We start from the raw sequence: 26225 nt of genomic DNA, 5'->3' as shown, positions 1-26225 counted from the left end.
CCATGTCATCGTCCGCGTCGCAAAAGACGACCGGTGAACGCCTTCACCGCCACGAACGCTACGTTCCCGTCGACCACACCCGTGTCGCCTTCAATGCCGGATTCTGGAAAAGCTGGCAGGAGACCGTGCGCGACGTCACCATTCCGACACAGCACAAGCGACTGGAGGAAGAAGGCTTTCTCGAGGTTCTCGATTTCGACAGCCCGCCCGGCCCGCTCGCCCGGCCGATCCAGCCGAGCGGATTGTCGATGCAGCATTTCTTCGATTCAGATTTCGGCAAGTGGATCGAGGCGGCGAGCTATACGCTGAAGAACCACCCGAACCCGGATATCGAGGCGAGGATCGACGCCATCGTCGAAAAGCTCGAACATGGGCAGATGGAAGACGGCTATCTCAACAGCTGGTTCATCCGCCGCGAGCCGGAAAAGCGCTGGACCAATCTGCGCGACCTGCACGAGATGTATTCGATGGGCCATCTCATCGAAGGCGCCGTCGCCTATTTTCAAGCCACCGGCAAGCGCCGCTTTCTCGACGTGATGATCCGCGCCGTCGACCACATCATCGACACGTTCGGCCCCGAACCCGGCAAGCTCAGAGGCTACGACGCGCATGAGGAAATCGAGCTGGCGCTGATCAAGCTCTACCGGGTGACCGGCGATCCGCGCCATTTGAAGCTTGCCACCTATTTCGTCGACGAGCGCGGACAGATGCCCTCCTATTTCGATGATGAGGCCCGCCGGCGCGGCGAGGACCCGGCCGATTATGTCTACGAGACCTATGCCTATAGTCAGGCCCACAAGCCGGTGCGCGCGCAGAACGAGGTCGTCGGCCACGCCGTGCGCGCCATGTACCTGCTCTCGGCGATGACTGATCTCGCCTTTGAAAACGACGATCCGAGCCTGAAGGACGCCGCCGACCGGCTGTTTGCCAATCTCACCGGCCGCCAGCTTTACGTCACCGGCGGGCTCGGACCGTCAGCGGCGAATGAAGGCTTCACCCGCGCCTTCGACCTGCCGAACGAAACCGCCTATGCCGAAACCTGCGCGGCTGTCGCGCTCGGCTTCTGGTGTTCGCGCATGGCCGAAACCGATCTCGACGGCAAATATACCGATCAGCTTGAAACCGTGCTGTTCAACGGCGCGCTTTCCGGCATCGCCCGCGACGGCGAGCATTATTTCTACGAGAATGTTCTGGAAAGCCACGGCCAGAACCGGCGCTGGAAATGGCACTATTGCCCCTGCTGCCCGACCAATATCGCCCGCTTCATCACCTCGCTCGGACAATATTTCTACACCACAAAGGGCAATGAAATCGCGGTGCATCTTTATGGCGCCAATGCCGCCGAATTCGATCTCGACGGAACCTTCGTGCGGCTCAGGCAGGAGACCGCCTATCCCTGGGACGGCGACATCCGCATGACGCTCGGCCTGTTCCAGCCGACGGACCTCACCTTGAAACTGCGCATCCCCGGCTGGTGTCGACGGGTGCGGGCAACGCTCAACGGACGCGACGTACCGCTTGTTGCCGTGAAAGGCTACGTCACGGTGAGCGGCACCTTCGAAGACGGCGACGAACTGCGCCTCAGCTTCGACATGCCGGTGGAACGGCTCTATGCCCATCCGGCCGTCGGCGAGGATGCCGGGCGGGTGGCGCTGCGCCGCGGCCCGGTCGTCTACTGCGTCGAGGAAACGGATATCGGCATCGAACCGCAGCGCCTGCGCATTGCGCCCGATACCGTCCTTGAAGCGCGCTACGACGCCGATCTTCTCGGCGGGGCCGTGGTGCTGGAAGGCGAAGGCCTTGAAGCGGCCACGGACGGTTTTGAGGGCGGACTTTACCGCACTTCGCCGCCTACCCTGAAACCGCGGCCGTTCCGGGCCATTCCCTATCACCTCTGGGCCAATCGCGACGCGGGCGCAATGCAGGTCTGGCTGACGGAAAAGTAGGAGACGGACATGGCACGACTGACACTGAAGAATGTGGTCAAATCCTACGGCATCTACGAGGCCGTCAGGGGCATCAATCTCGATATCGAGGACAATGAATTCGTCGTTTTCGTCGGCCCTTCGGGCTGCGGCAAATCGACGACGCTGAGGATGATCGCCGGGCTGGAGCATATTTCCGGCGGCGAGATCATCATCGGCGACGATGTCGTCAATCGCCTGGCGCCGGGCAAGCGCGATATCGCCATGGTGTTCCAGAACTACGCGCTCTACCCGCATATGAGCGTGCGCGAAAACATCGCCTTCTGCCTCGAACAGCAGCGCCTGCCGAAGGCCGAGATCGAAAAGCGCATCACCGAAGCAACCAACACGCTGAGGATTTCGGAACTGCTCGAACGCCGCCCCGGCGAACTCTCCGGCGGCCAGCGCCAGCGCGTCGCCATGGGCCGCGCCATCGTGCGCGATCCGAAAGTCTTCCTGTTCGACGAGCCGCTCTCCAATCTCGACGCCAAGCTCCGGGTCAGCATGCGCACGGAAATCAAGCGGCTGCACCAGTTGCTGCCGACGACCACGGTCTATGTCACCCATGACCAGGTGGAGGCAATGACCATGGCCGACCGCGTGGTGGTGATGAACCAAGGCCTTGTGGAACAGATGGGCGCACCGCAAGAGCTTTATTTAAGGCCGGTCAGCAAGTTCGTCGCCGGCTTCATCGGTTCACCATCGATGAATTTCCTGCCCGTCACACTTGAGGCCGAAGGCGACGCGCTTTTCCTGCTTTTTACGGATGGCACCCGCATGGCAATCCCGGCCGAAAAGGCAGCCCAGTTCCGCCCCCATGCCGGCCGCGGCGCTACCTTCGGCATCCGCCCGGAGGCGATCACGCTCCGACAGGAGCGCGACGGTTTCATCCCCTTCGATGCGGCAATCGATCTGGTCGAGCCGCTGGGCGCCACCACCATGGCCTATTTCAGCATTGCCGGGGAGGAAATCTGCGCCAGCGTCGAACCCGAGGAAGGTCTGCACGCCGGCACCACCGTGCCGCTGTCCTTCAACCTCAACCGGATGCACCTGTTCGATCTGGAAACCGAACAGTCGCTGGCCGTTCACTGAAACGACGACGCAACAGGCCCGTCACGGCAAGCCCCGAAGCCGCCGGAGAGCCTTGCTGGTCAGGCCTCGACCGTTTCGAGCGCGGTGCGGGCGTAGTGCTGGGCGATCACCGCGCAGATCATCAGCTGCATCTGGTGAAACAGCATCAACGGCAGCACCACCGCGCCGACGCTCTGGCCGGCAAAGATCGCACCGGCCATCGGCACGCCGCTGGCAAGGCTCTTCTTCGAACCGCAAAACACGATGGCGATCTCGTCGGCGCGTGAAAAGCCGAGCGCCCGGCTGCCGAACATGGTCAGCGTCAGCACCACCGCCAGCATGGCGGCGTTGATGATCACGAGCTCGCCGAGATCGGCAAGTGAAAGCTGGTGCCAGAGGCCTTCGGCAACCGCCGTGGAGAAGGCGAGATAGACGACCATCAGGATCGATCCGCGGTCGACGGGCGACAGGATCTTCTTGTGGCTGCGCACCCAGTCGCCGATCCACGGCATCAGCAGTTGCCCGACGATGAAGGGCAAAAGCAGCTGCAGCAGGATCTGGTAGAGCACATCGAATGAAAATCCGCCGCCACCGCCGCTTGCCGAAAGCAGGATGCCGATGAGAAGCGGCGTGGCGAACATTCCGACGATGTTGGAAGCCGTCGCCGCGCAGATCGCCGCCGGCACATTGCCGCCGGCCATCGAGGTGAACGCGATGGAGGACTGCACGGTGGATGGCAGCACGGCGATGAACAGGATGCCGGCCATCATGCCGTCGGGCAGTTCGAACGGCAGCAGATGGGCGATGCCGTAGCCAAGCAGCGGAAACACGCCGAAGGTCGTGGCGAGAATGGTGAGATGCAGGCGCCAGTGCAGGAGGCCGCCGATTACCACCTGACGCGACAGCCGCGCGCCCTGCAGGAAAAACAACAGCGCGATGGCGCATTTGGTGGCAATCGAGAACCAGCCGGCCGCAACCCCGGTGACGGGCAGAAGCGAGGCCAGCGCAACGGTGGCAACGAGAAGAAGCGTAAACTGGTCGGGCAGAAAACGACGCATGGCAGTCCCTGGGATATGTGCGGCTCAGCGGGCGCGTGGGTCGAGCGCGTCGCGCAGGCCGTCGCCGAGAAGGTTGAAGGCAAGAACCGTGGAGAAGATTGCCATGCCGGGCCACATGGCCATCCACGGTGCATTGGAAATGAAACGCTGTGCCGTATTCAGCATCGAGCCCCAGGACGGGTCCGGCGGCTGCAGACCCAGGCCGAGGAAGGACAGGCTCGCCTCCGAGATGATCGCCGAGGCGATCGTCAGCGTCGCCTGCACGGTGAGCTGCGGCAGGATATTGGGCAGGATGTGGCGCACGGCGATGCGCCAACGCGGATTGCCGACGACGCTTGCCGCCTCGACATATTCCTCGTTTCGGATCGACAGCACCTGTCCGCGCGACAGCCGGATGAAGATCGGTGTCGCGGTAATGCCGATGGCGATCATCGCATTGGTGAGGCTCGGCCCCAGAAACGAAGCCAACGCAATGGCGAGGATCAGCGACGGGCAGGCCAGCAGCGCATCGGTGAAGCGGCTGATCAGGCCATCGGTGAAACCACCGATGAAGCCTGCCGCCAGCCCAAGCGGAACGCCGATGGCAATCGCGATTGCAACCGAGGTGAGACCGGCCAGAAGCGAGGCGCGCGTGCCCCAGATGATGCGCGAGAGAATATCGCGGCCGACTTCGTCGGTGCCCATCCAGTGGGCAAGCGAGGGGGCCTTGCGCACCGCAGTCCAGCTCTGTGCCGTTGGATCGTAAGGGGCGAGCAACGGCGCGAAGACGGCGACGAACAGCATGAACAGCACGACGCCAAGGCCGAAAAGCGCGCTTTTGCGCTTGCGCAGACGCCGCCAGATGCGGCTCTGAAAAATGCCGAGAAGTGGCAGGCGCGCGGCTTTTTCCGTTTCCGGGATCGCTGACATGGTTAGCCTCGCAGTCTCGGATTGACGAGTATGTACCCGATATCCGCCAACAGGTTGAGAAGGATGTAGAACACGGCGGTGACCAGCACCACGCCCTGCACTACCGGATAATCGCGGGTAAACACCGCATCGACGATCAGCTTGCCGAAACCGGGAATGGTGAAGATCTGCTCGGTCAGCACCGCGCCGCCGAGCAGCGTGCCGAATTCCAGCGCGCCGAGCGTGATGATCGGCGTCAGCGCATTGCGCATGGCGTGCTTGAACACGACCTTCCATTCGCTCAGCCCCTTGGCGCGGGCGGTGCGGACATAGTCGCTCTCAAGCGCCTGCAGCATGGCCGCGCGGGTGTGGCGCATGATGATGCCGGCAATCGCCGTGCCGAGCACAAAGGCCGGCATGATCGTGGTTGCCAGATTCATCCGCAGATCCTTGAACGGGCTGACATAGCCCGATGCCGGCAGCCAGCCGAGATTGACCGAAAAGAACAGGATCAACAGGATGCCGAGCCAGAAATTCGGCACGGAGATGCCGGCAAGCGACACGACATTGGCGGAATAATCGACAGCGGTGTTGGGCCTGAGCGCCGAAATGATGCCGCCGCTGATGCCGAGCACCATGGCGACGGCAATGCCCATGACGGAAAGCTGCAAGGTCACCGGCAGTTTCAGCAGGATAAGATCGAGCACCGGCAGATTGTGGCGCATCGACATGCCGAGATCGCCGGCAAGCACGCCCTTCACCCAGAACAGGTACTGGACCGGGATCGGCTGGTCGAGATGGTATTGCGCGCGGATGGCAGCAATCATCTCCTCGCTCGGATTTTCCCCCGCCAGCATCAGCGCCGGGTCGCCGGGCAGAAGATGCTGCAGCGAGAAAATGATCATCGACAGGATGACGAGTGTCGGAATGAGTTGCAGCAGGCGGCGGGCGAGAAGCGATGTCATGGCGTGGCCCTCCCTTCATCCGCAAAGGTTTCGAAGGCGGCAAACAGCGCTTCCAGGCGCGGGTCGCGGCTTTCCCGGCCGGAAAGGCCGAGATCGGCCACCGGCAAGTCGCGCCAAAACGGACAGGCATTGGCGTGGCCGTCCTCGCCCGCCTCCAGCACCATCGGCACGGATTTGCAGTCTTCCCGCGCATGCGGGCAACGGGTGTGGAGCCGGCAACCGGACGGCGGCGCAATCGGGCTCGGCAGGTCGCCATCGAGCCTTTCGCTTGCGGGCGGCCGCACGGTACGTGCGGCGGCGACCGGTATCGAGGAAAGCAGCGCGCGCGTATAAGGATGACGCGGGTGTGCGAAAATCTGCTCGGACGTGCCGAGTTCCACCAGCTTGCCGAGATACATCACCGCTATGCGGTCGCTGATGTGTTTCACCACGCTCAGATCATGCGAGATGAAGATGAAGGCAAGGCCAAGGCGGGCCTGCAGGTCCTTCAGAAGATTGAGGATCTGCGACTGGATCGAGACGTCGAGCGCAGAAACCGCCTCGTCGCAGACGATGACCTTCGGCTCGGAGGCAAGCGCGCGGGCAATCACCACGCGCTGGCGCTGGCCGCCGGAAAACTCGTTCGGATAGCGGTTCGCCTGTTCCGGCCGAAGCCCGACCAGCTTCAGCAGTTCATGCACGCGGGCGCGCCGTTTCGATGCCGGCAGGATGTTGTAGAGCTTCAGCGGCTCGGCGATGGTTTCCGCGATCGTCATGCGCGGATTGAGCGAGGCGTAGGGGTCCTGGAAGATCAGCTGGACATGCCGGCGGCGGGCGCGCAATTCCTGATGGTTCAGGGCGGTGATATCCTCGCCGTCCAGAAAAACCCTGCCGGTTGTCGGTTCGATCAGCCGCATCATCATCCGTCCGAGCGTGGATTTGCCACAGCCGGATTCGCCGACGACAGCAAGCGTTTCGCCCGGCATCAGCGTCAGCGAAACATTGTCGACGGCCTGCACTTTCGCCTTCGGGCGGCCGAGGAGATCGCGCCTGACGACGAAATGACAACTGAGGTCTTTGACTTCGAGGATCGGTTTGGCGGTCAAGGGGCAAGCTCCTCGAGCGGGGTGCGCCAGCAGCGGCTGAAATGGCCGTCACGCACTTCATGAAGGGGCTGGGTTTCGGCGCATTTTTCCATGCGGAACGGACAGCGTTCCGCGAAGCGACAGCCCGATGGCGGCGCCGACATGTCCGGCACCATGCCGGTGATGGTGGCAAGCCGCTCGCGCGCGGCATCCAGACGCGGCAGCGAGCCGAGCAGGCCGACTGTATAGGGATGCTGCGGAAAGGCGAAAAGCTGTTCGACAGTGCCGCGTTCCACCACCTGACCGGCATACATGACGATCACGTCATCGCAGCTTTCGGCGACCACGCCGAGATCATGGGTGATGAGGATGATGGCCGTGCCGGTCTTCTGCTGCAGTTCGCGCATCAGTTCCAGAACCTGCGCCTGCACCGTGACGTCGAGCGCGGTGGTCGGTTCATCCGCAATCAGCAGTTCGGGGTCGCAGGCCAGTGCGATCGCGATCATCACCCGCTGGCGCATGCCGCCGGAAAGATTGTGGGGGTATTGATCGAAGCGGGCCTCGGGCGACGGAATGCGCACCAGCCGCAGCATCTCGATCGCGCGCGCCCGGGCTTCGCGGCGGCCGATGTCATTGTGGCGCAGGATGACTTCCATGATCTGGTCGCCGACTGTGTAGGACGGGTTCAGCGAGGTCATCGGCTCCTGGAAGATCATCGCCAGCCGGTTGCCGCGCAGGTTTCTGAGCTTGCCTTCCGTTTCCTGCAAAAGGTCGCGGCCACCGAAACGGATATGGCCGGAAATTTCGGCGCTGTGTTTCGGCAGCAGGCGCAGGATCGAAAGCGAGGTGACGCTCTTGCCGCTGCCGGATTCACCGACCACGGCAAGCGTGCGGCCGCGCTTGACGTCGAAACTCACGCCATCGACCGCCGTCACCGTGCGGTCGTCGCCGTGGAAGAGGACGCTCAGACCGTCGACTTCGAGAACATTTTCGCGGGGAGCACCGGCCGCAAGGGCCGATGCGTTCTTGTCTGTGGCTGTCATGTCCGTCCGCGTCACTCGGCGGTCACGCCTGCCAGGCGGATGATGCCGTCCGGATAGGCCTTGAAGCCCTCGACGCCGGAGTCCATCGCAAAGATCCACTTGGAGTGGTAGAGATAGACGATCGGCAGGTCTTCCTGAAGGATCGCAATCACCTGATTGTAGATCGCCTTGCGTTCGTCCGGGTCCTTCAGCGCACGGGCCTCAGTCAGAAGCTTGTCCATCTCCTCGTTGCAGTAATGCGCGTCATTGCCGGCAGCACCGCAGGAGAGCATCGGGGTGATGTTGAGGTCAGGGTCGACACGACCGCTCCAGCCAACGAGATGGGCCTGGAACTTGCCCTGACGGGCGATGTCGAGAAGCGTCATCAGTTCGGTGGGCTTGATCGAGATGTTGATGCCGATTTCGCCGACCATGGCCTGAACAAGCTGCATCACCTGCTGGCGTTCGGCATCGGTGGGCACCAGAACTTCCAGATCGACACTGTCGACGCCGGCTTCGGCCATCTTGGCCTTGGCGGCTTCGACGTCGCGGGCAGGAACGGGAAAGTCCTTGTCATACCAGGAGCTTGCCGGCGGGAAGGGCTGGTTGCCGGTGGCGGCCTGACCTTCGAAGACAACCTGGTTCAGCGCATCACGGTCAATGGCGAGGCTGAAGGCCTGACGCACCAGCGCCTTCTTGCCGGCATCGAGATTGGCGCCCTCGCCGCCGATGTCGAAGGTGATGCCGTAATAACCGAGGCCGACGACGGGCAGGACGGTGAAGTCCGCATCGGCTTCGGTGGCGGCAACATCCGTTGCCGACAGACGCTCGATCAGGTCGAGCTGGCCGGAACGCAGGTTGAGCAGACGGACATTGGAATCCGGCATGCCGCGGAAGATCAGCTCGTCAAAGGAATAGCTGTCGGCGTCATAATAATCGTCGAATTTTTCCAGCACGATACGGTCCTGGGCAATGTGTTCGACGAATTTGTAAGGCCCCGAGCAGACCGGCGCATTGGTGAAGTTCTCGCCGAGTTCCTCGCCGGCCTTCGGGCTGATCACCATGCCGGCGCGGTCGGAAAGGGCCGCAAGCAGCGGAACGGAAGGTGCCGACAGGTTGATCTGGACCGTGGTGTCATCAAGGACATCAACCGACGCGATCGCGCTGATTTCGGACTTGCGGCGCGAGGTCGGCATATTGAGGTCGCGCTCGAGATTGTACTTGATGGCATCCGCGTTGATCGGCGTGCCGTCGTGGAAGACGGCGTCATCGCGCAGGTGCAGGGTCAACTGTGTGGAATCGTCGTTCCACTCCCAGCTCGTCGCCAGTTTCGGCGCGATCTGGCCGTCCTGATCAATATCGACGATCTTGTCGCAGAGCGACTGCAGCACATGACGGCCGACGAAGCTCCAGTTGGTCGCCGGGTCGAGCGTATCGGGATCGTCCTGCAGACCGATATTGAGGACGGATTGTGCAGCGGCCGGGCCTGCGGCCATGGCGCCCAGGGCAAGGCCCGCAAGAAGCGCAAGGTGAATAGGCGTTTTCATTGTTCCCTCTTTTTGGTTGGTCGTTCGAAATGTGCCGTCTCTTGTTTTTCACGCAATTGCGGGCGGAAAACCGGTCTCCGCTTTTGCCGGAATTGCGCTAACGGGCGACGGCATAGCCCTGCACGCCGCGCGGGTTGGCGCCCGCCTTCAGCAGCAGCGATGTGCCGTCCGTCTCTCGCGCCACCGCCGAAAGCCGGCCTTCCGACCAGTCATCGCCGATGGTGAGCTTGTGGCCGCGGCGGGCAAGTTCCGCGCGGGTGTCTTCGCCGTAGCGTCCCTCCAGCGTGACGGCGCCGAGATTGATCTCGCGCGGCCAGAAGGAGCTGGGCAGATGGTCTGTATGGAAGGACGGCGCGTCGATCGCCTCCTGCAGGTTCATGCCGGCATGGACATGGCGCAGGAACATGACGAGCTGCCACTGGTCCTGCTGGTCGCCGCCGGGCGTGCCGAAGGCCATGTATGGAACGCCGTCGCGATAAACGGTCGAGGGTGTCAGCGTGGTGCGCGGGCGCACGCCCGGCTTCAGTGACGAATTCAGTCCCTCCTCGAGCCAGAACATCTGCGCCCGCGTGGTCAGGCAGAAACCGAGGCCGGGAATGGTGGGACTCGACTGCAGCCAGCCGCCCGAAGGCGTGGCCGAAACCATGTTGCCCCAGCGGTCGACGGTGGAGACCTGCACGGTGTCGCCGCGCTGTGCGCCCTCACGGGTCAGCGTCGGCTCGCCGGCCGCATCATTGGGAAGCTTCTTCTCCTTGGCGACCGTCGGTTCGCCGCCGCCGAGGCCCGGCTGGGCAATGGTGCCGACGGCGCGGTGTGGCGGCATCGGCGGGTTGCGGCCGTCCGGCGTGCCGGGACGCACCTCGAACGAGGCTTCAGCGCCGATCAGCGTCCGACGGGCATCGGCATAACCATCGGACAGCAACGTCGCCATCGGCACATCGCCGCCATCGCCATACCAGCTCTCGCGGTCGGCCATGGCAAGCTTGGCGGTCTCGACGACGAGATGCACGAAATCCGGCCCCATCGGATCGACCGAAGCAATATCGGTGCCCTTCAATATGTTCAGCATCTGCAGCAGGACGGGCCCTTGCGACCACGGACCGCATTTGAACACTTCAAAATCGCCATAGGTCGTGGAAACCGGCGCCTCGACCTTGGGCGTGAAATGCGCCATGTCGTCGGCGGTGATCAGGCCGCGATGGTGATGGCCGGAGACATCCCAGACATCCTCCCTCTCGCAGAAATCCGCAATCCTTTCGGCGACCGGGCCGCGATACCAGAAATCAAGTGCTGACTGGATGCGGGCCTCGCGGGTGGCGGCTTTCTTCGCCTGCTTCAAAAGCTCGCCATAGAGCTTTGCAAGTTCCGGATTGCGAAACAGCTTGCCGGTCTCCGGCGCCTTGCCGCCGGGAAGATAGGTCTCCGCAGACGTCGGCCAGTGGGTCTCAAACAGCGGCCGCATGGCGGCAATGGTGTTGGCGATGCGCGGCACCAGCGGATGGCCGTTTTCGGCGTAATAGATGGCGGGTGCGAGAACATCCTCCAGTTCGGCCGTGCCGTAATCCCGCAACAGCGTCAGCCACGCCCCGAAGGCGCCGGGAACGCAGGCGGCCAGCATGCCGGTGCCCGGAATGATATCGAGACCGAGGCCGCGATAATGCGCAATCGTCGCCTTTGCCGGAACCGGCCCCTGACCGGAGATCACCACCGGCTTGTCCGCGCCCGCCGGCGTCACGATGATCGGCACTTCACCGCCCGGTCCGTTCAGATGCGGCTCGACCACCTGCAGCACGAAACCGGCGGCAACGGCCGCGTCGAAAGCGGTATGGCCCTTTTCGAGAATGGACATGCCAACGGCGGCGGAAAGCCAGTGGGTGGACGAGACAGCGCCAAACGTGCCTCTCAGTTCGGGGCGGGTGGTGAATGCCATATCTCAGCAAGCCTCTGGGCGGGACAAATCAGGCAGCATATTGTCGACAATGAAATCTCAATATGCCTAAATGAAACACAATCTGCTTGGAGGTCACGACGAAAGCCGCTCTTTTCAAACAATTGTCTACATACTGTATATTAAATTGGCATATGGCAAGCGGATTGTGTATTTTATCGCATGTCAGCCGGCGACGAACCGAAGCGCCCCTCGCCGAAGTGACACTAAAGGAATGAAAATGCTTGAAAATTTATCGATGCAGAAAATGAGCCTGGGTGACAGGATCGCCGGTCAACTTGAGGATCAGGTGATCAACGGGACCATTCCGGCCGGCGCGAAACTGGATGAAACAGCAATCGCCAGTCAGTTTTCGGTCTCCCGCACCCCGGTTCGCGAGGCTCTGCACATCCTTTGCAGCCGCGGGCTCGCCGATCGGATTGCATACAAGGGCGTCGTCGTGACGCGGATTTCGCCGGAACGGATCGACGAGATGTTCGAGGCGATGGCCGAACTCGAGGCGGTCTGCGGACGGCTCGCTTGTCATCGCATGACAATGAGCGAGCGCGCCGAGTTCCAGGCAATGCATCATGAAATGGAAGGCCTTGCCGAGACCGGCGACAGCGCCGCCTATGAAGCCCTGAACAACCGTTTCCACGCGCTGATCTTCGCGGGGTGCCACAACACCGATATCATAGCCTCGGCAGAGGCGTTGCGGGTGAAGCTTGCGCCGTTTCGCAAATACCAGCTTGACGATGCCGGACGGCTGAAACGGTCTTCGCGTGAACATCAACAGATCGTCGATGCCATTATCGACCAGGACCCGACGGCAACCGAAAGCGCATTGCGACGGCATCTGATTTCCGCCGCCCACGAGGTCGTCAACAAGCGGCAGCGACTGAGCGGAGCGGAGATGAAAACGGGAGAGGCGTTGTGAGCGCGCAAAACGCGATCCGCGCTGTGATCGCCGATATGCAGGCGGCATGGAATCGCGGCGATTTCGCCGGCTACATGGAAGGTTTCGCAAACCCGGATGTCGTTTTCGTATCGCGCGGACGTATCCAGAAGGACTGGCAGGCCACCCTCGACCACTACATCGCCGATTACGGCGGCGCGCCCGACTCGCAAGGGGCGCTGACGTTTTCCGACATCCGCATCGAGATGCTCGCCGACGACGCGGCTCAACTCGTCAGCACCTATACACTCATCCGCGACAGCGGCACCCAGCAGGGCATCAATACGCGCCTGATGCGCAAGCGCGACGATTGCTGGGTGATCGCGCTCAATCATGTCTCGGCGCAGGAATAGCGCCGAAAACAACAAGACAGACGATCGCACACAATGTGATATCGAGTGCGCCGGGCCGTTCCAGACAGGTAACGCACGCCATCACGAGGCGATCCGGAAAGCGACAGGCCGCAAGTCCGCCAACACAGGACGTGCCTTGCTGACCTGCCACACCGCATCCCACATCCAACACGCGTGCCCGCGCCCCCATGAAGGCGGCTGATCAGAACCGGTAGCCGAGCGACAGCGTGACCTGCGGCTGCCATTCGTTTTCCACGACCGGGCTGTCGGCGGCATCGCCGACCAGCACGCCAACGCCGGCGCCGGCCTGCATCAGCCAGTGCTCGTTGAAGGCATAGGTCGCGGAAATATCGAAATCAACGCGCTGAAGACCGGCCTCCGCCTTGTATTGCGGCAGGCCCGAGGCCGCCGACTGGGCGGCATTGATGCTGAAATAGCTGTCCATGTAGTTCTCGTCGGCAATCGTCGCCTCGAGGCTGGTCGCGACAACCAGCTTCTCGCCCATATGCCAGCCGTAATTCGCCCCGATCTTGCCCTTCAGTCCCTCGCTGCCGCCAATGGTCTTGTCGATGACGCCGTAGAATTCGAAGGCATCCCACTGGTAGCCAACCTTGACCCCTGCCGTGACGCCGAAATCGACATCGCCGAGGCCCTTGAGCAAGTCGCCGTCATCTTCCGAACGCCCGGACTCGTAGCCGAAACGGGCGTCGACATTGAAACCGCCATCCTTGTAGAGCGTGGCGTCCAGTCCGCCGGGATCGAGCTGAAGCCAGTCGGCATAGCCGATCGACACGATCGGGATCGGGCTGATTTCCATCTCGTCGCCGCCCTCATAGGCGGGCCTGAAACTGGCGCCGCCGCCGACGATCACTTCCCACCGCGATGCGAACGCCTGTTTTTCCAGCGGCTGCGGCCCTGAAATGGCCGGCGGCGGGACGTCATCAACGACGGCATCCGCCGCAAAGCCTCTGTCTGCGGCGCCGATCACGGAAACGAAGCCCGCCAATCCGGCTGCCGTCGCAGCGAAATGTTTGAATTTTACCATCTGTAATGAAAGCTCCGATGAAATACGAACGCACCGGAGGACCCGGCGCAACCTGGGAGGCCGGTTTCATTGTTGCCGCAAAGACAATGGGTTCGTGTTTTCTTTCATTACAAAAGATTACGGGCCTGCCACATATGTGGCATAATGGCGGCGGGATAAAGGCAGGAAGGAAGCCAACCCGCTGGAATCATTGGCGTCCGCTTCCCTCTCGCGATGCGGCCCGCCGGTGCTTTCGCGGGCGCTCATGTCGTCTCTGTCAAAACGCCGTAACATTTCGACACAAATTCGAGAAATCGTCACGACAACTTGCCTCTAGACTGTCTTTAAACCCGGCCGGACAGGCCTGCGCTTTCGCGCGCCATTCCGGTCGGGCCATCATTGCCGGTATTGGAGACCAGTCATGACAGAAACAAAGGTCGTTCTCATCGTCGGAAGTGACAATGCCATTGGCGCCTTTACGGCCGGATTGCTGGCGCGCGCCGGATATGGCGTTGCCATGCTGCTGTCCTCACCACGCCACGCAGCGTTTGTAAAAGAGATCGGCGGCCTCGGCGTCAACGGCACCGCCCAGTCCTCTCGCGACCTCCAGGAACTCGCCGACCGCGCCCTTGAGCGCTGGGGCCGCGTCGACGCCCTGCTGAACTGCCCGTGGTCGGAAGCCTTCGGCTTCAACGCCCTGCCCGGCACGGCAATCCACGAGGCCTGCCTGATGTCCATGATCCGCACCATGCGCATTGTCGCTCCGGTCATGCGCAGGCAGAAACACGGCGCTATCGTGAACATGTCCCCGCCGCCGATGCCAGACTTCATGTCCTCGGGCGAAGACGCCTTCACCGCCAGTTTCATAACCGTCACACAGCGCTTTGCGGCCGATAATGCGGTGCATAACATCCGGATCAACAATGTCTTTCCCGGATGGCTCGAATATCTGCCCGAAGACGAGGTGATCTGCAGCGAAATACCGCTGGGGCGCTATGGCGAGATCGATGAGGTCGCCGCAACCGTGGCCTTTCTGCTTTCGGATGGCGCCGGGTATATTACCGGCCAGAATATTCATGTCGACGGCGGTATTTCCCGACCGACCCAAAACACCCCGAAGGCCGGGTTTGCATTTCTTCCGGAGGCGTAAGCGCAAACAGCGATGGACAGTCGGCCACCGGTGGACACCCACAGGACGGGGAAACCATAGATCTGGCCGCCGCGAACTTGCGGGTCTACTATCGCGCGCAAACGGACCTATAATCGCCGGGATGATGGCGAACCGTGTCGTGATCCATCGTCATCCATCGATGCACGGTTTGAATGAAGGCCTGCCTGGGGCTATGTGAGGTAATGGTCGTGATCGCCGGCTTCACCGTTGACGCTGCACCGGAGCCGAAAATCACGCCCAGAAACGCCGTGGCGCCTGTGACGCAAGGAGATGAATGATGGACAATAAAGCGGCTGTGCGCCGGGGCCGCCCCCGCAATTTTGACCGGGATGAAGCGTTGCAGCGGGCCATGCAGGTCTTCTGGGCGCATGGTTATGAGGGAACCTCGATGACCCAGCTGATCGAGGCCATGGGGATAGCTTCGCCCAGCATTTACGCGGCATTCGGCTCCAAGGAACAGCTGTTTCGTGAGGCGGTGGATCTTTACGTCACATCGGAAGCCGAACCCTCATGGGGGGCGCTGGACCGGATCGGCGATGTGCGCCAGGCGCTTCGCACAATGCTGTTCGCCTCGATCGACCTGTTCGTCGCCACCGACGCGCCGCGCGGCTGCCTCGTCATCCTCGGCGCGACCCATCTTGGCACTTCCAATATGACGGTCCGCACTATTCTGCGCAATCAGCGCGGACGCTTCCGTGACCGTCTCGTGAAACGCCTGACGCGGGCCATCGAAGACGGTGACCTATCCGGAGACACCGACCTGACCGCACTTGCCGATGCCATACTGGCATTTTTCAGCGGACTTGCGATCGAAGCCGTGGACGGGGCGACAAAGGCCAAACTGCGCGCTGCGGCCGATCTGTTTTGCCAGCGGCTGCTCGGCTGAGAACGATATTTATGTATTAATCGACAAATAATTCATTGCAGGCGCTCGATCGGCTATTTATATGTTGAGCATTACAGAATCCAGCATACAAAGGACAGCCATATGACGAGCGCCTCCAAGCACATCGTTCCACTATCGGGTTTCGGATCCGTCACCGATGTTCCGCGCCTTCCCGAAGGTTTCACCGAGACATTCACGAGCTGGCGTGTCGACACCGGCAAGATCAGGCTGCACGCGGTCATCGGCGGCAGCGGTGAACCGCTGTTGCTGCATTGCGGATGGCCGCAAAGCTGGTTTGCCTGGCGCTATCTGATGCTGCCGCTGAGCAGGCATTTCACGGTGATCGCCGTCGACCCGCGCGGGCTCGGCATTTCCGACAAACCCGCCGACGGCTTTGATGTCGATACGCTGGCCGATGACATGTTCAACCTGATGGACGTCCTCGGCCATCAACGTTTTGCGGTCGCAGGCCACGATATCGGCGTTATGGTCGGCTATGCGATGGCCGCCGCCCGTCCCGAAAGGATCACGCGCATGGCCCTTGGCGAAGGCACGATCCCCGGCGCCTCGCCCTCGCCGGAACTGGTTCCCGACGAACGCTGGATAAGCGACTTCCTCTGGCACTTCAATTTCAACCGCGCGCTCGATGTCAATGAACGGCTGGTCGAAGGTCGGGAAGACATCTACTTCAACTATCAGTTCGCATCCAAGGCGGCGTCGGAAGATGCCGTGCCGAAATATGCGCGCGACTTTTACATTGAAATGCTGCGCCGTGTGCCGGGCACGCTGAAGGCGAGTTTCGACTATTACCGCGCGATTGACGACACCATTCCGCAGGTTCGCCGTCATGCGGAGAAAAAGCATGACGTGCCCATGCTGGCCTTTTCCGGGGCGCTGGCCTGCGGCCCGATGGTGGAAAACGAACAGCGAACCCTCGCGACCAATGTTGAATCGCTGATCATCCCCGACTGCGGCCATTTTCCCGCCGAGGAAAAGCCGGAAGCCTTGCTTGCCGGGCTGCTGGAATTTTTCACGAAATAACGGGGCGTCTGCCACCGTTCGGCACGCGTTCCGGTTTGAATGCGTGCCGGCCAGGACCGGCTGAAACAACCGGTCTGCAACGACTTCAACACCTGAAGGAGGAAACGATGTCGAACCTTGAAAGCAAAGTACTGATCGTTACGGGAGCAGCGAGCGGGATCGGCCGCGCCGCCGCAAGACATTTCGCCAGAAGCGGCGCGAGCGTCGTTCTTGCCGACCTGGCCGATGGCGGCGAGGCCATCGCCGAGGAGATCCGCAATGACGGCGGCAAAAGCCTTTTCGTGAAAACCAATGTGGCAAAGGAGGCCGATGTCGAAAATCTGGTCGCCAGCGCCATCGAGACATTCGGGCAGCTTGACGGCGCCTTCAACAATGCCGGCATCGAACAGGCCATCAAGCCGCTGCACGAACTGGACGAAGCCCAGTGGGACAAGGTCATCAACATCGACCTGAAGGGCGTGTTCCTGTGCATGAAACACGAAATCGCGGCAATGCTCGCCTCGGGTCGCGGCGGCGCCATCGTCAACACCTCGTCAACCACGGCCATGGCGGCAATTCCCTTTGCATCCGAATATATCGCGGCCAAGGCCGGCGTGCTCGGCATGAGCCGAGCTGCCGCCGTCGACTATGCGCTAAAGGGCATTCGCGTGAATGCAGTGATGCCCGGCATGACCCAGACGGCGATGACAAGCCGGATGCCCGAAGACCCTGAACTGATCAAGATCTTCACCGCGATCCAGGCCGCCGTGCCGATGCAACGCTTCGGTCAGGCCGATGAAATCGCGCAAGCCGCGGGCTGGCTGCTTTCCGATGACGCAAGTTTCGTCACCGGCGCAGCGCTTCCCGTCGACGGCGGAACCATGGCCGTCTGAGTACGGACGACGGAACGGCGTTTGAAGAACAGGACCAGCGCATCAACTGCGCTGGTTCCCCCTATCGCATGGTTCGAATGAACCGATCGACCATCACTTCAGCCGACGGATAAGGCTCGACGTATCCCAACGGCCGCCGCCGGCTTTCTGGATATCCGAATAGAACTGATCGACCACGGCCGTGACAGGCAGCGAGGCGCCGTTGCGGCGCGCTTCGGCCAGGCAGATGTTCAGGTCCTTGCGCATCAGGTCGACGGCGAATCCGAAATCGAACTGATCGTCATTCATGGTCTTTCCGCGGTTTTCCATCTGCCATGAGCCGGCAGCACCCTTGGTGATGATTTCAAGCACCAGCTCGACATCGAGCTCAGCTTTCTGGGCAAAATGAATACCTTCGGAAAGCGCCTGCACCAGCCCGCCAATGCAGATCTGGTTGACCATCTTGGCAAGCTGGCCGCTGCCGGCCGCACCGACGAGCCGCACGGACTGGCCGTAGCACTCCATCACCGGCTGCGCGCGCGAAAAGGCGTCCTCATCGCCGCCGCACATCACCGTCAGAACGCCGTTCACCGCACCGGCCTCGCCGCCTGAAACCGGCGCGTCGATGAATGCAATCCCGCGTTCGGCGGCAGCGGCGTAGAGTTCGCGGGCGACTTCGGCGGAGGCGGTCGTATGATCCACGAACACCGATCCGGAAGACATGGTCGAAAATGCGCCGTCCTCGCCGAGCGTTACGGCGCGCAGGTCATCGTCATTGCCGACGCAGCAGAAAACGATTTCCTTGTCCGATGCGGCAGCAGCCGGTGTCGGCGCCGAGGCCCCGCCCTTTTCCTCCGACCATTTTCGGGCTTTCGCAGCGGTCCGGTTATAGACCGTCACGTCATGTCCCTTCGAGGCCAGATGCCCCGCCATCGGGTATCCCATGACCCCCAGACCGAGAAATGCAACATTCGCCATTGTTTTCGCCTTTCACTCTAAAACATTTGAAATCCGATGGTCCCGACCGGCGCCAGCCATCCCGCAATCAGCTTTGTGACGCGATCGAAACCGCTTCGAAAGCCCCGACCGGCCCCAGACGGTACCATAAGTATCCGTCTTCATCGGCCTGAGGGGAAAGCGGCTGCAATACGCTGCCTTCGCAAAGTGTCTTCGCATCTCCGGTCATTGAAATCAGGTATAGCGAATACGCGGATCGAGCCAGGCCAGAAGAATATCGGAAAGCAGGGTTCCGATTACAGTCAGGGCGCTCATCATCATGATGAAACTTCCGGCAAGATACATATCCTGGGTCAACAGCGAGTTCAGCAGCAAGGGCCCGGTCAATGGCAGGTTCAGGACGACCGCCGTAATCGTTGCGCCGGAAATCAGCGTCGGCAGAACCCACCCCACGGTCGAAATCAGCGGATTGAGCGCCACGCGCACCGGATACTTCCACAGCAGAGCCCGCTCGGTCAGGCCGTAGGCACGGGCCGTCACCACATAGGGACGGTTCAGTTCATCCAGCAGATTGGCCCTCAGGATACGGATCAGAGCCGCCGTTCCCGCCGAACCAAGAACGATTACCGGGATGATCATGTGCTGGAGGAAATCGGCAAGCTTGCCCATGCTCCATGCCGCGCGGGCATATTGCTGCGAATAAAGTCCACCGATATCCGCACCGAAATACTTGAACGAAATGAACAGCAGGATCAGCGCAAACAGGAAATTCGGTATTGCCAGCCCGAGAACCCCCAGAAACGTGACGAGGTAATCGCCCCAGGTATTGCGACGCACCGCCGAATAAATCCCGATCGGCACCGCGACAAGCCACATGAAGCCGAGCGTCAGGGCGGCAAGCACGAAGGTCAGGCCGAGGCGGTTCCACATCAGGTCGGCCACGGGCTGCCGCCATTCGAGCGAATAGCCGAAATCGCCGTGCAGCAGGATGTTCGATATCCATTTCCAGTATTGCACCCAGATCGGATCATCCAGTCCGTAACGTGCGCGAAATGCCTCCATCACGGCCGGATCGACGGTCTGCCCCTGAAGACTGAGCTGGGCGACCATCGATGTGACGAAATCGCCGGGCGGAAGCTGGATGATCGCAAACGACATCATCGAAATCGCGATCAGCGTAAAAATCATGTAGATGAGGCGACGTGTCAGAAAGGCCAGCATTGCAGAACTCCGATGGAAGCCGGGCACCCCGCCCGATAGTCCCGGCGGGGTGCACCTGACTGTTATTCGTCGGTGAAGTAGTACTGTTCGGGATTGGATGCGCCGGGATGCGCATACATTGTTGACGCCATCAGCACGTCCGGAACGTTCCGCAATCTGATATTGCGGATACCATAGTCTGCTGTGGGCTGCATGATCCCCAGCGTCCAGAACGACTCCTTGGCGATATCCATGATTTCATGAAACATTTCGATGCGTTTCTGCTGGTCCGGCTCTGCGAGAACCGCCCGGAAGAGTTCCTGCTGTCGCAGCGCATTCTCATCCGTCGGCTTTTCGCCGCCAGGCGCACCGTCAAAATACTGCCCCCAGGGAACCGCATAGAAGGCCTCCCAGCGGCTGGGCAGATAGTATTTCGGCGTAAAGAACGTATCGGCGCCCCCTGAAGCAGACCAGATCGCCGCGTCATGCTGGTTGGCCTGCACCCGTTCCCAAAGCGCTGTGCGCTCCATGGTATTGATAACCAGGTCGATACCGACATCGCGCCAGTAACCGCGGATCAGCTCGGCCGAATCGAGCCATGGCTGACGGACAACCGCGATATCGACAGTGATCTGGATCGGCTCGCCGTCAGGACCGAGGCGGATACCGTCGCCATTGCGCTCCGAATAACCCAGTTCGTCGAGCATATGGTTTGCCAGTTCCGGGTCGTATTCGGTGTACTGGGTTGCCATTTCCTCATCGAAAAGCGGGCTTTCCGGCCGTTCAACCACCTGATAGGGGCGGCCCTGACCGAGATAGACAAGCTCGATGATTTCCTCGCGGTTGATGGCGTGGCTGAGCGCGATACGGAAATCCTTGTTCGAGAATATTTCCCGCTTGACCGGGTCGGGATGGGTGATGTTGAGCGACAGAATGTTCAAACTGGCCCGGTTCGGAAGCACCGTGTAAAATTCATAGCCGCCCGATTCACGGTTATCATAGAAAGTGCCGCGGTTTTCCGGCGTCGCGACAAAGCCGATATAGCTGTCGAGCATGTCATAGGTGCCGTTGGCCGCCCTGAGCAGGGTCACCTCGGGGTCCGTGATGACATCCACGACGATGCGGTCGATATAGGGCAGCTGCCGGCCCTCGGTATCAACCTTGAAGTAATAGGGATTCCGTTCGGCGATGACCTGTTCGCCACTGCCCTCGCCCACCGCCTGGGTCACGACCCATGCATGCAGCGTCGGCAGTTCGGTGTTGCGCCAGGGATCGGCCTTGGCATGAAAGTAATCCACCCACCCTTGAGCACCGGCAGCAAGCGCCTCGGCTTCCGCGTCAGGGTTGAAGTCGGGATGGAACTGTTCGAGATAATGCGCCGGATAGACAATCGGCCGGTTGCGCTGCTCCCAGCTCGGGCTGGATGTCGGCGTGGCCAGCCAGGTGAGCAGCAGGCCGTTCGACGCCGGATAGCTGAACTTCACGGTATACTGGTCGATCTTCTCGGCCGTCAGCGGCCCTTCTTCCGATACGGCCCAGACGGGATAGCTCGGAAAAAGCTCCTCATTGGTGAAGACATGATCGTACCAGAACATGATGTCGTCGGCATCGAGCGCCTCGCCGTCCGACCATTTCATGCCTTCGCGCAGATGAAAGACATATTCCGTGCCGTCTTCATTGACATCGACGCTTTCGGCGACGTTCAACTCGACATCCGGCAGAATGTCATCTCCGGGGTTGTCCGGCTGCCAGTTGACGTATCGCATCAGGTTTTCGTAACCGATGCTGCGCCCCATCGTGCCGGTGTCGGACGGGCCGCGCATGGCGATCGTGAATTCGCCACCATACTGCCCGAGGGATTCGAAAGGTTCGACCACCTTGGGGTTATCTGGCAACCGTTCGACCAGAGGCGGCAATTCTCCCGACTGTACACGAGCCTCCAGCATCGGCGCCTGTTCCTGCGCGATGGCCGGAACGGCAAAAAGCGTCGCAAGCGCCAGCCCGCAAACTGTCTGTCTTATGGTTGAATGTCGTGTCATTCGTGTTTCTCCTCCACGATTTGTTCCTCCCGGATGCTGTTGGCCAGCATTTCTCGCTTATGTTGCGCTGTCGGCGACAATCGCTTCGAAATCACCGATAGCGGGCAGATCCGCCCAGCGCCTGCCGTCCTGATCCGGCGCGGACAGGATGACGGTCTTTCCGGATCGCAACAGCCGCATTGTCTCGCCCGAAGCCCCGAGAATTCCGACTCTCAGGCCATTCAACTCAGGCGGCTCCTCATAAAGATTGTTGCGCTGACCGGTATAGTTGACGATGTGGATCAGGGTGCCGCCTTTCGGCTGACACTGGACCGTGACTTCGATTGCGCCCTTGCCTTCAACGACCACTTCGGGTGCCGAAATGTGCCGTTTGATAACATCGGTCATGATCGTGCGGTGACTCGGCAGACTGTCGCGATAATACTGAAGCTCGGGTTGCCAGGGCAGCCAGACCACGCGCCCCTTGCCATAGGGCGCGATGATCACGCCCGGCAGTTCGCTTTCTTCGTCCGGAAAGCAAAGCTCGGGCGGACCGAAACGCTGCGGCGGCAGAAGCTGCATCAATGTTTCGGTACCCGACTTCAGGTCCGCCTCCCAAAAACGTCCGTCGAGCATGACCAACCGGCTGTCGGGTAATGGCAGCTCCTCTGCCGAGACACGGAAATAAGCGCCCTTCATGTTGGCATGTTCTTTCGGAACACCATTGACGGGCATCGACGCCAGCGCTGATCGAAGCCGGGTTTCACCGCGTGCGTCGAAAAAACCGGTCTCACCGGTGACGACCAGAACGCCACCACCTTCGACATAGGCATCGAGAATGGCGGCCTCTTCATCCGAGAGGCACAGGATCGAAGGCAGAACCAGAGCTTCGTAACCGCTGAGCGCATCGAGGCCCGACGGCCCCGACGCCTTGCCCTCCACCGCTTCGTCGCAGACAAAGTCGAAGGCAAGTCGGTCTTCAAGCAGTGCCCGGAAATAGCCGCGCATCGGCGTGGCGCCCGCCGACAGGAGGGAGGCAATATGGTCGCCCCGCCCGCCATCGGATTTACGCCGGGTGTAACGTGCCGATTTCAGCGAGTGGTAAAGCGCGATTTTAGCACCGGATGTCAGATCGCGATATTCATCTTCCACGCCCGCATGCCAGTGAAACAGCTCTTTGACCCCTGCCATCGGCCTGTTGTCATCCTGTTCGATGACGCCGAGGAGGTAGAGATCGAGCGTCATGCCATTGGCCAGTTGCTGGGCCATGCGCAATGTGTGGCAGGCTGCCGTTTCGGAATGAAACCGCCATGCGAAATCAACGAAATTTGCAGACGTGGCCGAAGCGTTCTTGTCCGGAGCGTAGGCGCGGGCCCAGCGCGCCTGTTCACCCGCCTGATGTGGCCATTCCGGTTGCGGGCGGCTGACGCCGCGCTGCACCTCCATCCGGATCAGATCGCATTTGCCGCGATGACCGGTCATGGCAACGCTCCGCGCAACTTCATGAATGTGGTCGTAGATGCGACCCTGTAGCTCCCGCGCGGTCCGGTCCTGGAATTCGAGATAATCGGCATAGGCGGGGTCCGAAAAATCCTCCTTTGCCGGAAGATCGCGATCATACATCGCGCGAAAACGCCGCTTGCAGGCATCGCAGACGCATATGCCGAAATACTCGCCCGAATAGTTGAAATTGGTGTAGCCGAACATGTTGAAGAAGACGCCGTCCACCTCGTAGCGGCCCAGCGCCTCCTCGATGATGCGGAAGGCATAGTCCTGATACCAGCCGCCGTTCACGCAGGCCTGATAGGTACCGTTATATTCGAGCGCCTTGCCCGCACGGTTATGGACGAACCATTCGGGATGTGCGTCGTAAGCAAGTTTTGTCGCCTTGGACATGTCGAAGCGGCCAACCAGCGCCAGTCCCTCGGCATGAGCCGCCTCGACCGCCTTGCCGAGCGCGTCCCCTTTCATCAACGGATTAACCGCCTGTAGTTCCAGTTTCGTGGGATAAAACGCAAAGATACCGCCGATATTGTAGAGAAGCGCCGTTGCGCCGAGTTCACGCGCTTCGCGCGCCAGGGCATGCTGGTCGTAAAGCGCATCCGGCTGCCGCAGATTGGTTTGGACCATGCGGAACGGCTGTTTCCACCAGTTCCGGGTGCTTGTCGCATTTTTCTTGATGTCATGCATTCGGTCTTACTCCCTCAAGACTCAGTTCATGCGCGTGGTGACACGCGACCTGATGGTCCGCGACGGCGCGCGGCGCCGGGTCCTCCGTGCGGCACAGATCGGTGGCAAACGGGCAACGTGGATGAAAGGCGCAGCCCGTCGGGCGGTTGGCGGGATCGGCAACTTCCCCGGCCAGCCAGTGCCTATTGGACGAACGGGCCGATTTCGGATCCGGGCGCGGCACGGATGCAAGCAGGGCGGCTGTGTAAGGATGGCGCGGCCGCTCGAAAAGCGGTTCGGTTTCCGCCAATTCGACGACACGTCCGGCATACATGACGGCAACGCGGTCGGAGATGTATTCCACCACGCTCATGTCATGGCTGATAAAGACATAGGTCAGTCTGAACTCTTCCTGCAGGTCCTGCAGCAGGTTCAGCGTCTGCGCCTGGATCGAAACATCGAGCGCCGAAATACATTCATCGGCAACGACGAGGCGGGGATCGACGGCCAGAGCCCGGGCGATGCCGATACGCTGGCGCTCGCCACCGGAAAAGGCATAAGGATAGCGCATCAGATATTCCGGACGCAGGCCGACACGGCGCAGAAGCCGCGTGACCTTCTCCCGCACCCGGGCCTCGCTGGTCTCCCCCGCATTACGGATCGATTCACCGATGATATCGATGACCCGGCGTCGCGGATTGAGCGAGGCAAACGGGTCCTGAAAGATCATGCGGATATCGGTGCGATAGTTCCGCAACTGCTTGATCTCCAGCGCCGTCAGGTCGACAATGTCATTGTCTCGGTTGCGAAAATGAATGACTCCGTCCGTCGGCTCGACATTGCGCAGCAGCGCCTGGCCGAGCGTGGATTTGCCGCAGCCGGATTCACCGACCACACTCAGCGTCTCGCCTTCCCTGATCTCGAGATCGATCCCGTCGACGGCCCGCACATGCCCGACTGTCCGTTTCATCACGCCTTTGCGAATGGGAAAGTGGACCTTGAGGCCGCTGGTGCGCATCAGTGGGACGGCTTCCGTTTGCGTGGATTTCTGCGGCATATCCAGCATCACACAGCCTCCCGTGCACGCAGGACTTCCGGATCGCGCATATGGCAATCGGCAACGTGGTTATCGCCGAAGGACACCTGTGCCGGCACGCGCCTGTCGCAAAGGCCGGGCACGGCTTCCGGGCAACGGGTGTGAAACGGACAGCCTTCGGGCCGGTTCAGCGGATGCGGCACCATGCCCTTGATGGCGTAAAGCCGTTCGCCCGCCTGCCGGCGTGCGCCCAGCTTCGGGATCGAGGCAAGCAGCGCTTGCGTATAGGGATGCTGGGGATCGTAGAATATCTGCTCGGTCGAGCCGCGTTCGACCACCCGCCCGAGATACATCACCGCCACATCGTCCGCGATCTCCGCCACGACGCCGAGATCGTGGGTGATGAACATGACCGACATGCCGGTTTCTGCCTGAAGGTCGCGGATCAGGTCGAGAATATTGGCCTGCGTCGAGACATCGAGCGCCGTGGTCGGCTCATCGGCGATCAGCAGGGCGGGACGGCAGGCGAGCGCCATCGCGATCATGACCCGCTGACGCATGCCGCCCGAAAGCTCGAACGGATAGGTCGCAAGCCGCGCCTTCGGGTCTGGAATGCCGACCCGTTCAAGCGCCGCCACCGCCCTGTCTTCAGCGGCCTTGCGGCTCAGCTTGTGATGCAAGCGGATCTTTTCAAGCAACTGATCGCCGATCGTATGGATCGGAGAGAGCGAATTCATCGGCTCCTGAAAGATCATCGCGATATCGCGTCCGCGAATATCGCGAATATTGCGACCGGCAGGATCAAGCGCCGCAAGATCGACCTCGGGCCGGCTGTCGCAGCGCAGCAGGATTTTCCCGTCAACGATCCGGCCCGGTCGGCTGACGATCTGCAGAATGGACCGCGCGGTTATCGATTTTCCCGATCCGCTTTCGCCGACAATGCAGAGCGTGCGGCCACGCCCGATATCGAAATCGACGCCGTCCACGGCGCGGATCAGTCCTTCGCGCGCGCCGAAATGGGTCTTAAGGCCTTGTACGGAAAGGAGAGCATCTGACAT

22 protein-coding genes are annotated in these 26225 nt (G+C 61.2%); 8 read left to right on the top strand and 14 right to left on the bottom strand.

Features of this window, described 5'->3' with window-relative positions:
* Positions 1–2: 2 nt before the first annotated feature.
* Entirely contained in the window at positions 3–1946 is a 1944-nt protein-coding gene (locus tag ACHZCU_RS09725; protein ID WP_319518627.1) for a beta-L-arabinofuranosidase domain-containing protein, read from the top strand.
* A 9-nt stretch (positions 1947–1955) separates the two neighbouring features.
* The gene (locus ACHZCU_RS09720) at positions 1956–3056 is read left to right on the top strand and encodes a sn-glycerol-3-phosphate ABC transporter ATP-binding protein UgpC (RefSeq protein ID WP_319518626.1); all 1101 of its coding nucleotides are present in this window, start codon (positions 1956–1958) and stop codon (positions 3054–3056) included.
* A 59-nt stretch (positions 3057–3115) separates the two neighbouring features.
* Here ACHZCU_RS09720 and ACHZCU_RS09715 read toward each other — a convergent pair whose 3' ends face one another.
* The 7 genes from ACHZCU_RS09715 to ACHZCU_RS09685 form a co-directional block, all read right to left on the bottom strand.
* A complete protein-coding gene (locus tag ACHZCU_RS09715; protein ID WP_319518625.1) occupies positions 3116–4093 on the bottom strand; it encodes a bile acid:sodium symporter family protein in 978 nt (325 codons plus the stop codon).
* 24 nt (positions 4094–4117) lie between these two features.
* Entirely contained in the window at positions 4118–5002 is an 885-nt protein-coding gene (locus tag ACHZCU_RS09710) for an ABC transporter permease (protein ID WP_319518624.1), read from the bottom strand.
* A 2-nt stretch (positions 5003–5004) separates the two neighbouring features.
* Positions 5005–5946, bottom strand: coding sequence for an ABC transporter permease (locus ACHZCU_RS09705; protein ID WP_106310717.1), 942 nt, complete (start codon positions 5944–5946; stop codon positions 5005–5007).
* Positions 5943–7031, bottom strand: coding sequence for an oligopeptide/dipeptide ABC transporter ATP-binding protein (locus ACHZCU_RS09700; protein ID WP_319518623.1), 1089 nt, complete (start codon positions 7029–7031; stop codon positions 5943–5945). The genes ACHZCU_RS09705 and ACHZCU_RS09700 overlap by 4 nt, the downstream gene beginning before the upstream one ends.
* On the bottom strand, positions 7028–8053 hold the full coding sequence (locus tag ACHZCU_RS09695; RefSeq protein ID WP_319518622.1) for an ABC transporter ATP-binding protein: 1026 nt from the start codon (positions 8051–8053) through the stop codon (positions 7028–7030). The genes ACHZCU_RS09700 and ACHZCU_RS09695 overlap by 4 nt, the downstream gene beginning before the upstream one ends.
* 11 nt (positions 8054–8064) lie before the next feature.
* Positions 8065–9579, bottom strand: a complete 1515-nt coding sequence (locus ACHZCU_RS09690; RefSeq protein WP_319518621.1) for an ABC transporter substrate-binding protein — start codon at positions 9577–9579, stop codon at positions 8065–8067.
* A 97-nt stretch (positions 9580–9676) separates the two neighbouring features.
* Positions 9677–11509: a gamma-glutamyltransferase family protein gene (locus tag ACHZCU_RS09685; RefSeq protein WP_319518620.1), complete on the bottom strand. Its 1833-nt coding sequence runs from the start codon at positions 11507–11509 to the stop codon at positions 9677–9679.
* A 70-nt stretch (positions 11510–11579) separates the two neighbouring features.
* Here ACHZCU_RS09685 and ACHZCU_RS09680 point away from each other — a divergent pair, with 70 nt between their 5' ends.
* Positions 11580–12443 (top strand): GntR family transcriptional regulator, encoded by an 864-nt coding sequence (locus ACHZCU_RS09680; RefSeq protein ID WP_319518619.1) that lies wholly within the window; start codon positions 11580–11582, stop codon positions 12441–12443.
* The gene (locus ACHZCU_RS09675) at positions 12440–12814 is read left to right on the top strand and encodes a nuclear transport factor 2 family protein (protein ID WP_319518618.1); all 375 of its coding nucleotides are present in this window, start codon (positions 12440–12442) and stop codon (positions 12812–12814) included. The genes ACHZCU_RS09680 and ACHZCU_RS09675 overlap by 4 nt, the downstream gene beginning before the upstream one ends.
* 202 nt (positions 12815–13016) lie before the next feature.
* Here the strand turns inward: ACHZCU_RS09675 and ACHZCU_RS09670 are convergent, their stop codons facing one another.
* Entirely contained in the window at positions 13017–13859 is an 843-nt protein-coding gene (locus ACHZCU_RS09670) for a MipA/OmpV family protein (protein WP_319518617.1), read from the bottom strand.
* Between the two features lie 400 nt (positions 13860–14259).
* On the opposite strand from ACHZCU_RS09670, the gene ACHZCU_RS09665 reads away from it, so the two are divergent.
* The 4 genes from ACHZCU_RS09665 (at position 14260) to ACHZCU_RS09650 (ending at position 17808) form a co-directional block, all read left to right on the top strand.
* Positions 14260–14988, top strand: coding sequence for an SDR family oxidoreductase (locus ACHZCU_RS09665; RefSeq protein ID WP_319518616.1), 729 nt, complete (start codon positions 14260–14262; stop codon positions 14986–14988).
* Positions 14989–15286: 298 nt separating this feature from the next.
* Entirely contained in the window at positions 15287–15895 is a 609-nt protein-coding gene (locus tag ACHZCU_RS09660; protein ID WP_319518615.1) for a TetR/AcrR family transcriptional regulator, read from the top strand.
* Between the two features lie 102 nt (positions 15896–15997).
* Positions 15998–16936, top strand: a complete 939-nt coding sequence (locus ACHZCU_RS09655; protein ID WP_319518614.1) for an alpha/beta hydrolase — start codon at positions 15998–16000, stop codon at positions 16934–16936.
* A gap of 107 nt (positions 16937–17043) precedes the next feature.
* Positions 17044–17808 (top strand): glucose 1-dehydrogenase, encoded by a 765-nt coding sequence (locus ACHZCU_RS09650; RefSeq protein WP_319518613.1) that lies wholly within the window; start codon positions 17044–17046, stop codon positions 17806–17808.
* A gap of 93 nt (positions 17809–17901) precedes the next feature.
* On the opposite strand, the gene ACHZCU_RS09645 is transcribed toward ACHZCU_RS09650, so the two are convergent.
* From ACHZCU_RS09645 to ACHZCU_RS09620, 6 genes are all read right to left on the bottom strand, one after another.
* Positions 17902–18765 carry an NAD(P)-dependent oxidoreductase gene (locus ACHZCU_RS09645; RefSeq protein ID WP_319518612.1) on the bottom strand — a complete coding sequence of 288 codons (864 nt, stop codon included), beginning with the start codon at positions 18763–18765 and terminating at the stop codon, positions 17902–17904.
* A 213-nt stretch (positions 18766–18978) separates the two neighbouring features.
* On the bottom strand, positions 18979–19965 hold the full coding sequence (locus tag ACHZCU_RS09640) for an ABC transporter permease (RefSeq protein WP_106313003.1): 987 nt from the start codon (positions 19963–19965) through the stop codon (positions 18979–18981).
* 62 nt (positions 19966–20027) lie between these two features.
* The gene (locus tag ACHZCU_RS09635) at positions 20028–21983 is read right to left on the bottom strand and encodes an ABC transporter substrate-binding protein (protein WP_319518611.1); all 1956 of its coding nucleotides are present in this window, start codon (positions 21981–21983) and stop codon (positions 20028–20030) included.
* Positions 21984–22040: 57 nt separating this feature from the next.
* Positions 22041–24152 (bottom strand): alpha-amylase family protein, encoded by a 2112-nt coding sequence (locus ACHZCU_RS09630; protein WP_319518610.1) that lies wholly within the window; start codon positions 24150–24152, stop codon positions 22041–22043.
* Positions 24145–25197, bottom strand: coding sequence for an ABC transporter ATP-binding protein (locus ACHZCU_RS09625; RefSeq protein ID WP_394706042.1), 1053 nt, complete (start codon positions 25195–25197; stop codon positions 24145–24147). The genes ACHZCU_RS09630 and ACHZCU_RS09625 overlap by 8 nt, the downstream gene beginning before the upstream one ends.
* Positions 25197–26225, bottom strand: a complete 1029-nt coding sequence (locus ACHZCU_RS09620) for an ABC transporter ATP-binding protein (protein ID WP_319518609.1) — start codon at positions 26223–26225, stop codon at positions 25197–25199. The genes ACHZCU_RS09625 and ACHZCU_RS09620 overlap by 1 nt, the downstream gene beginning before the upstream one ends.

It is taken from the genome of uncultured Martelella sp., from assembly GCF_963677965.2.
Taxonomy (GTDB): domain Bacteria; phylum Pseudomonadota; class Alphaproteobacteria; order Rhizobiales; family Rhizobiaceae; genus Martelella; species Martelella mangrovi.
The sequence above is the reverse complement of the archived record's forward strand: the minus strand, read 5'-3'. Positions and strand labels throughout refer to the sequence as shown.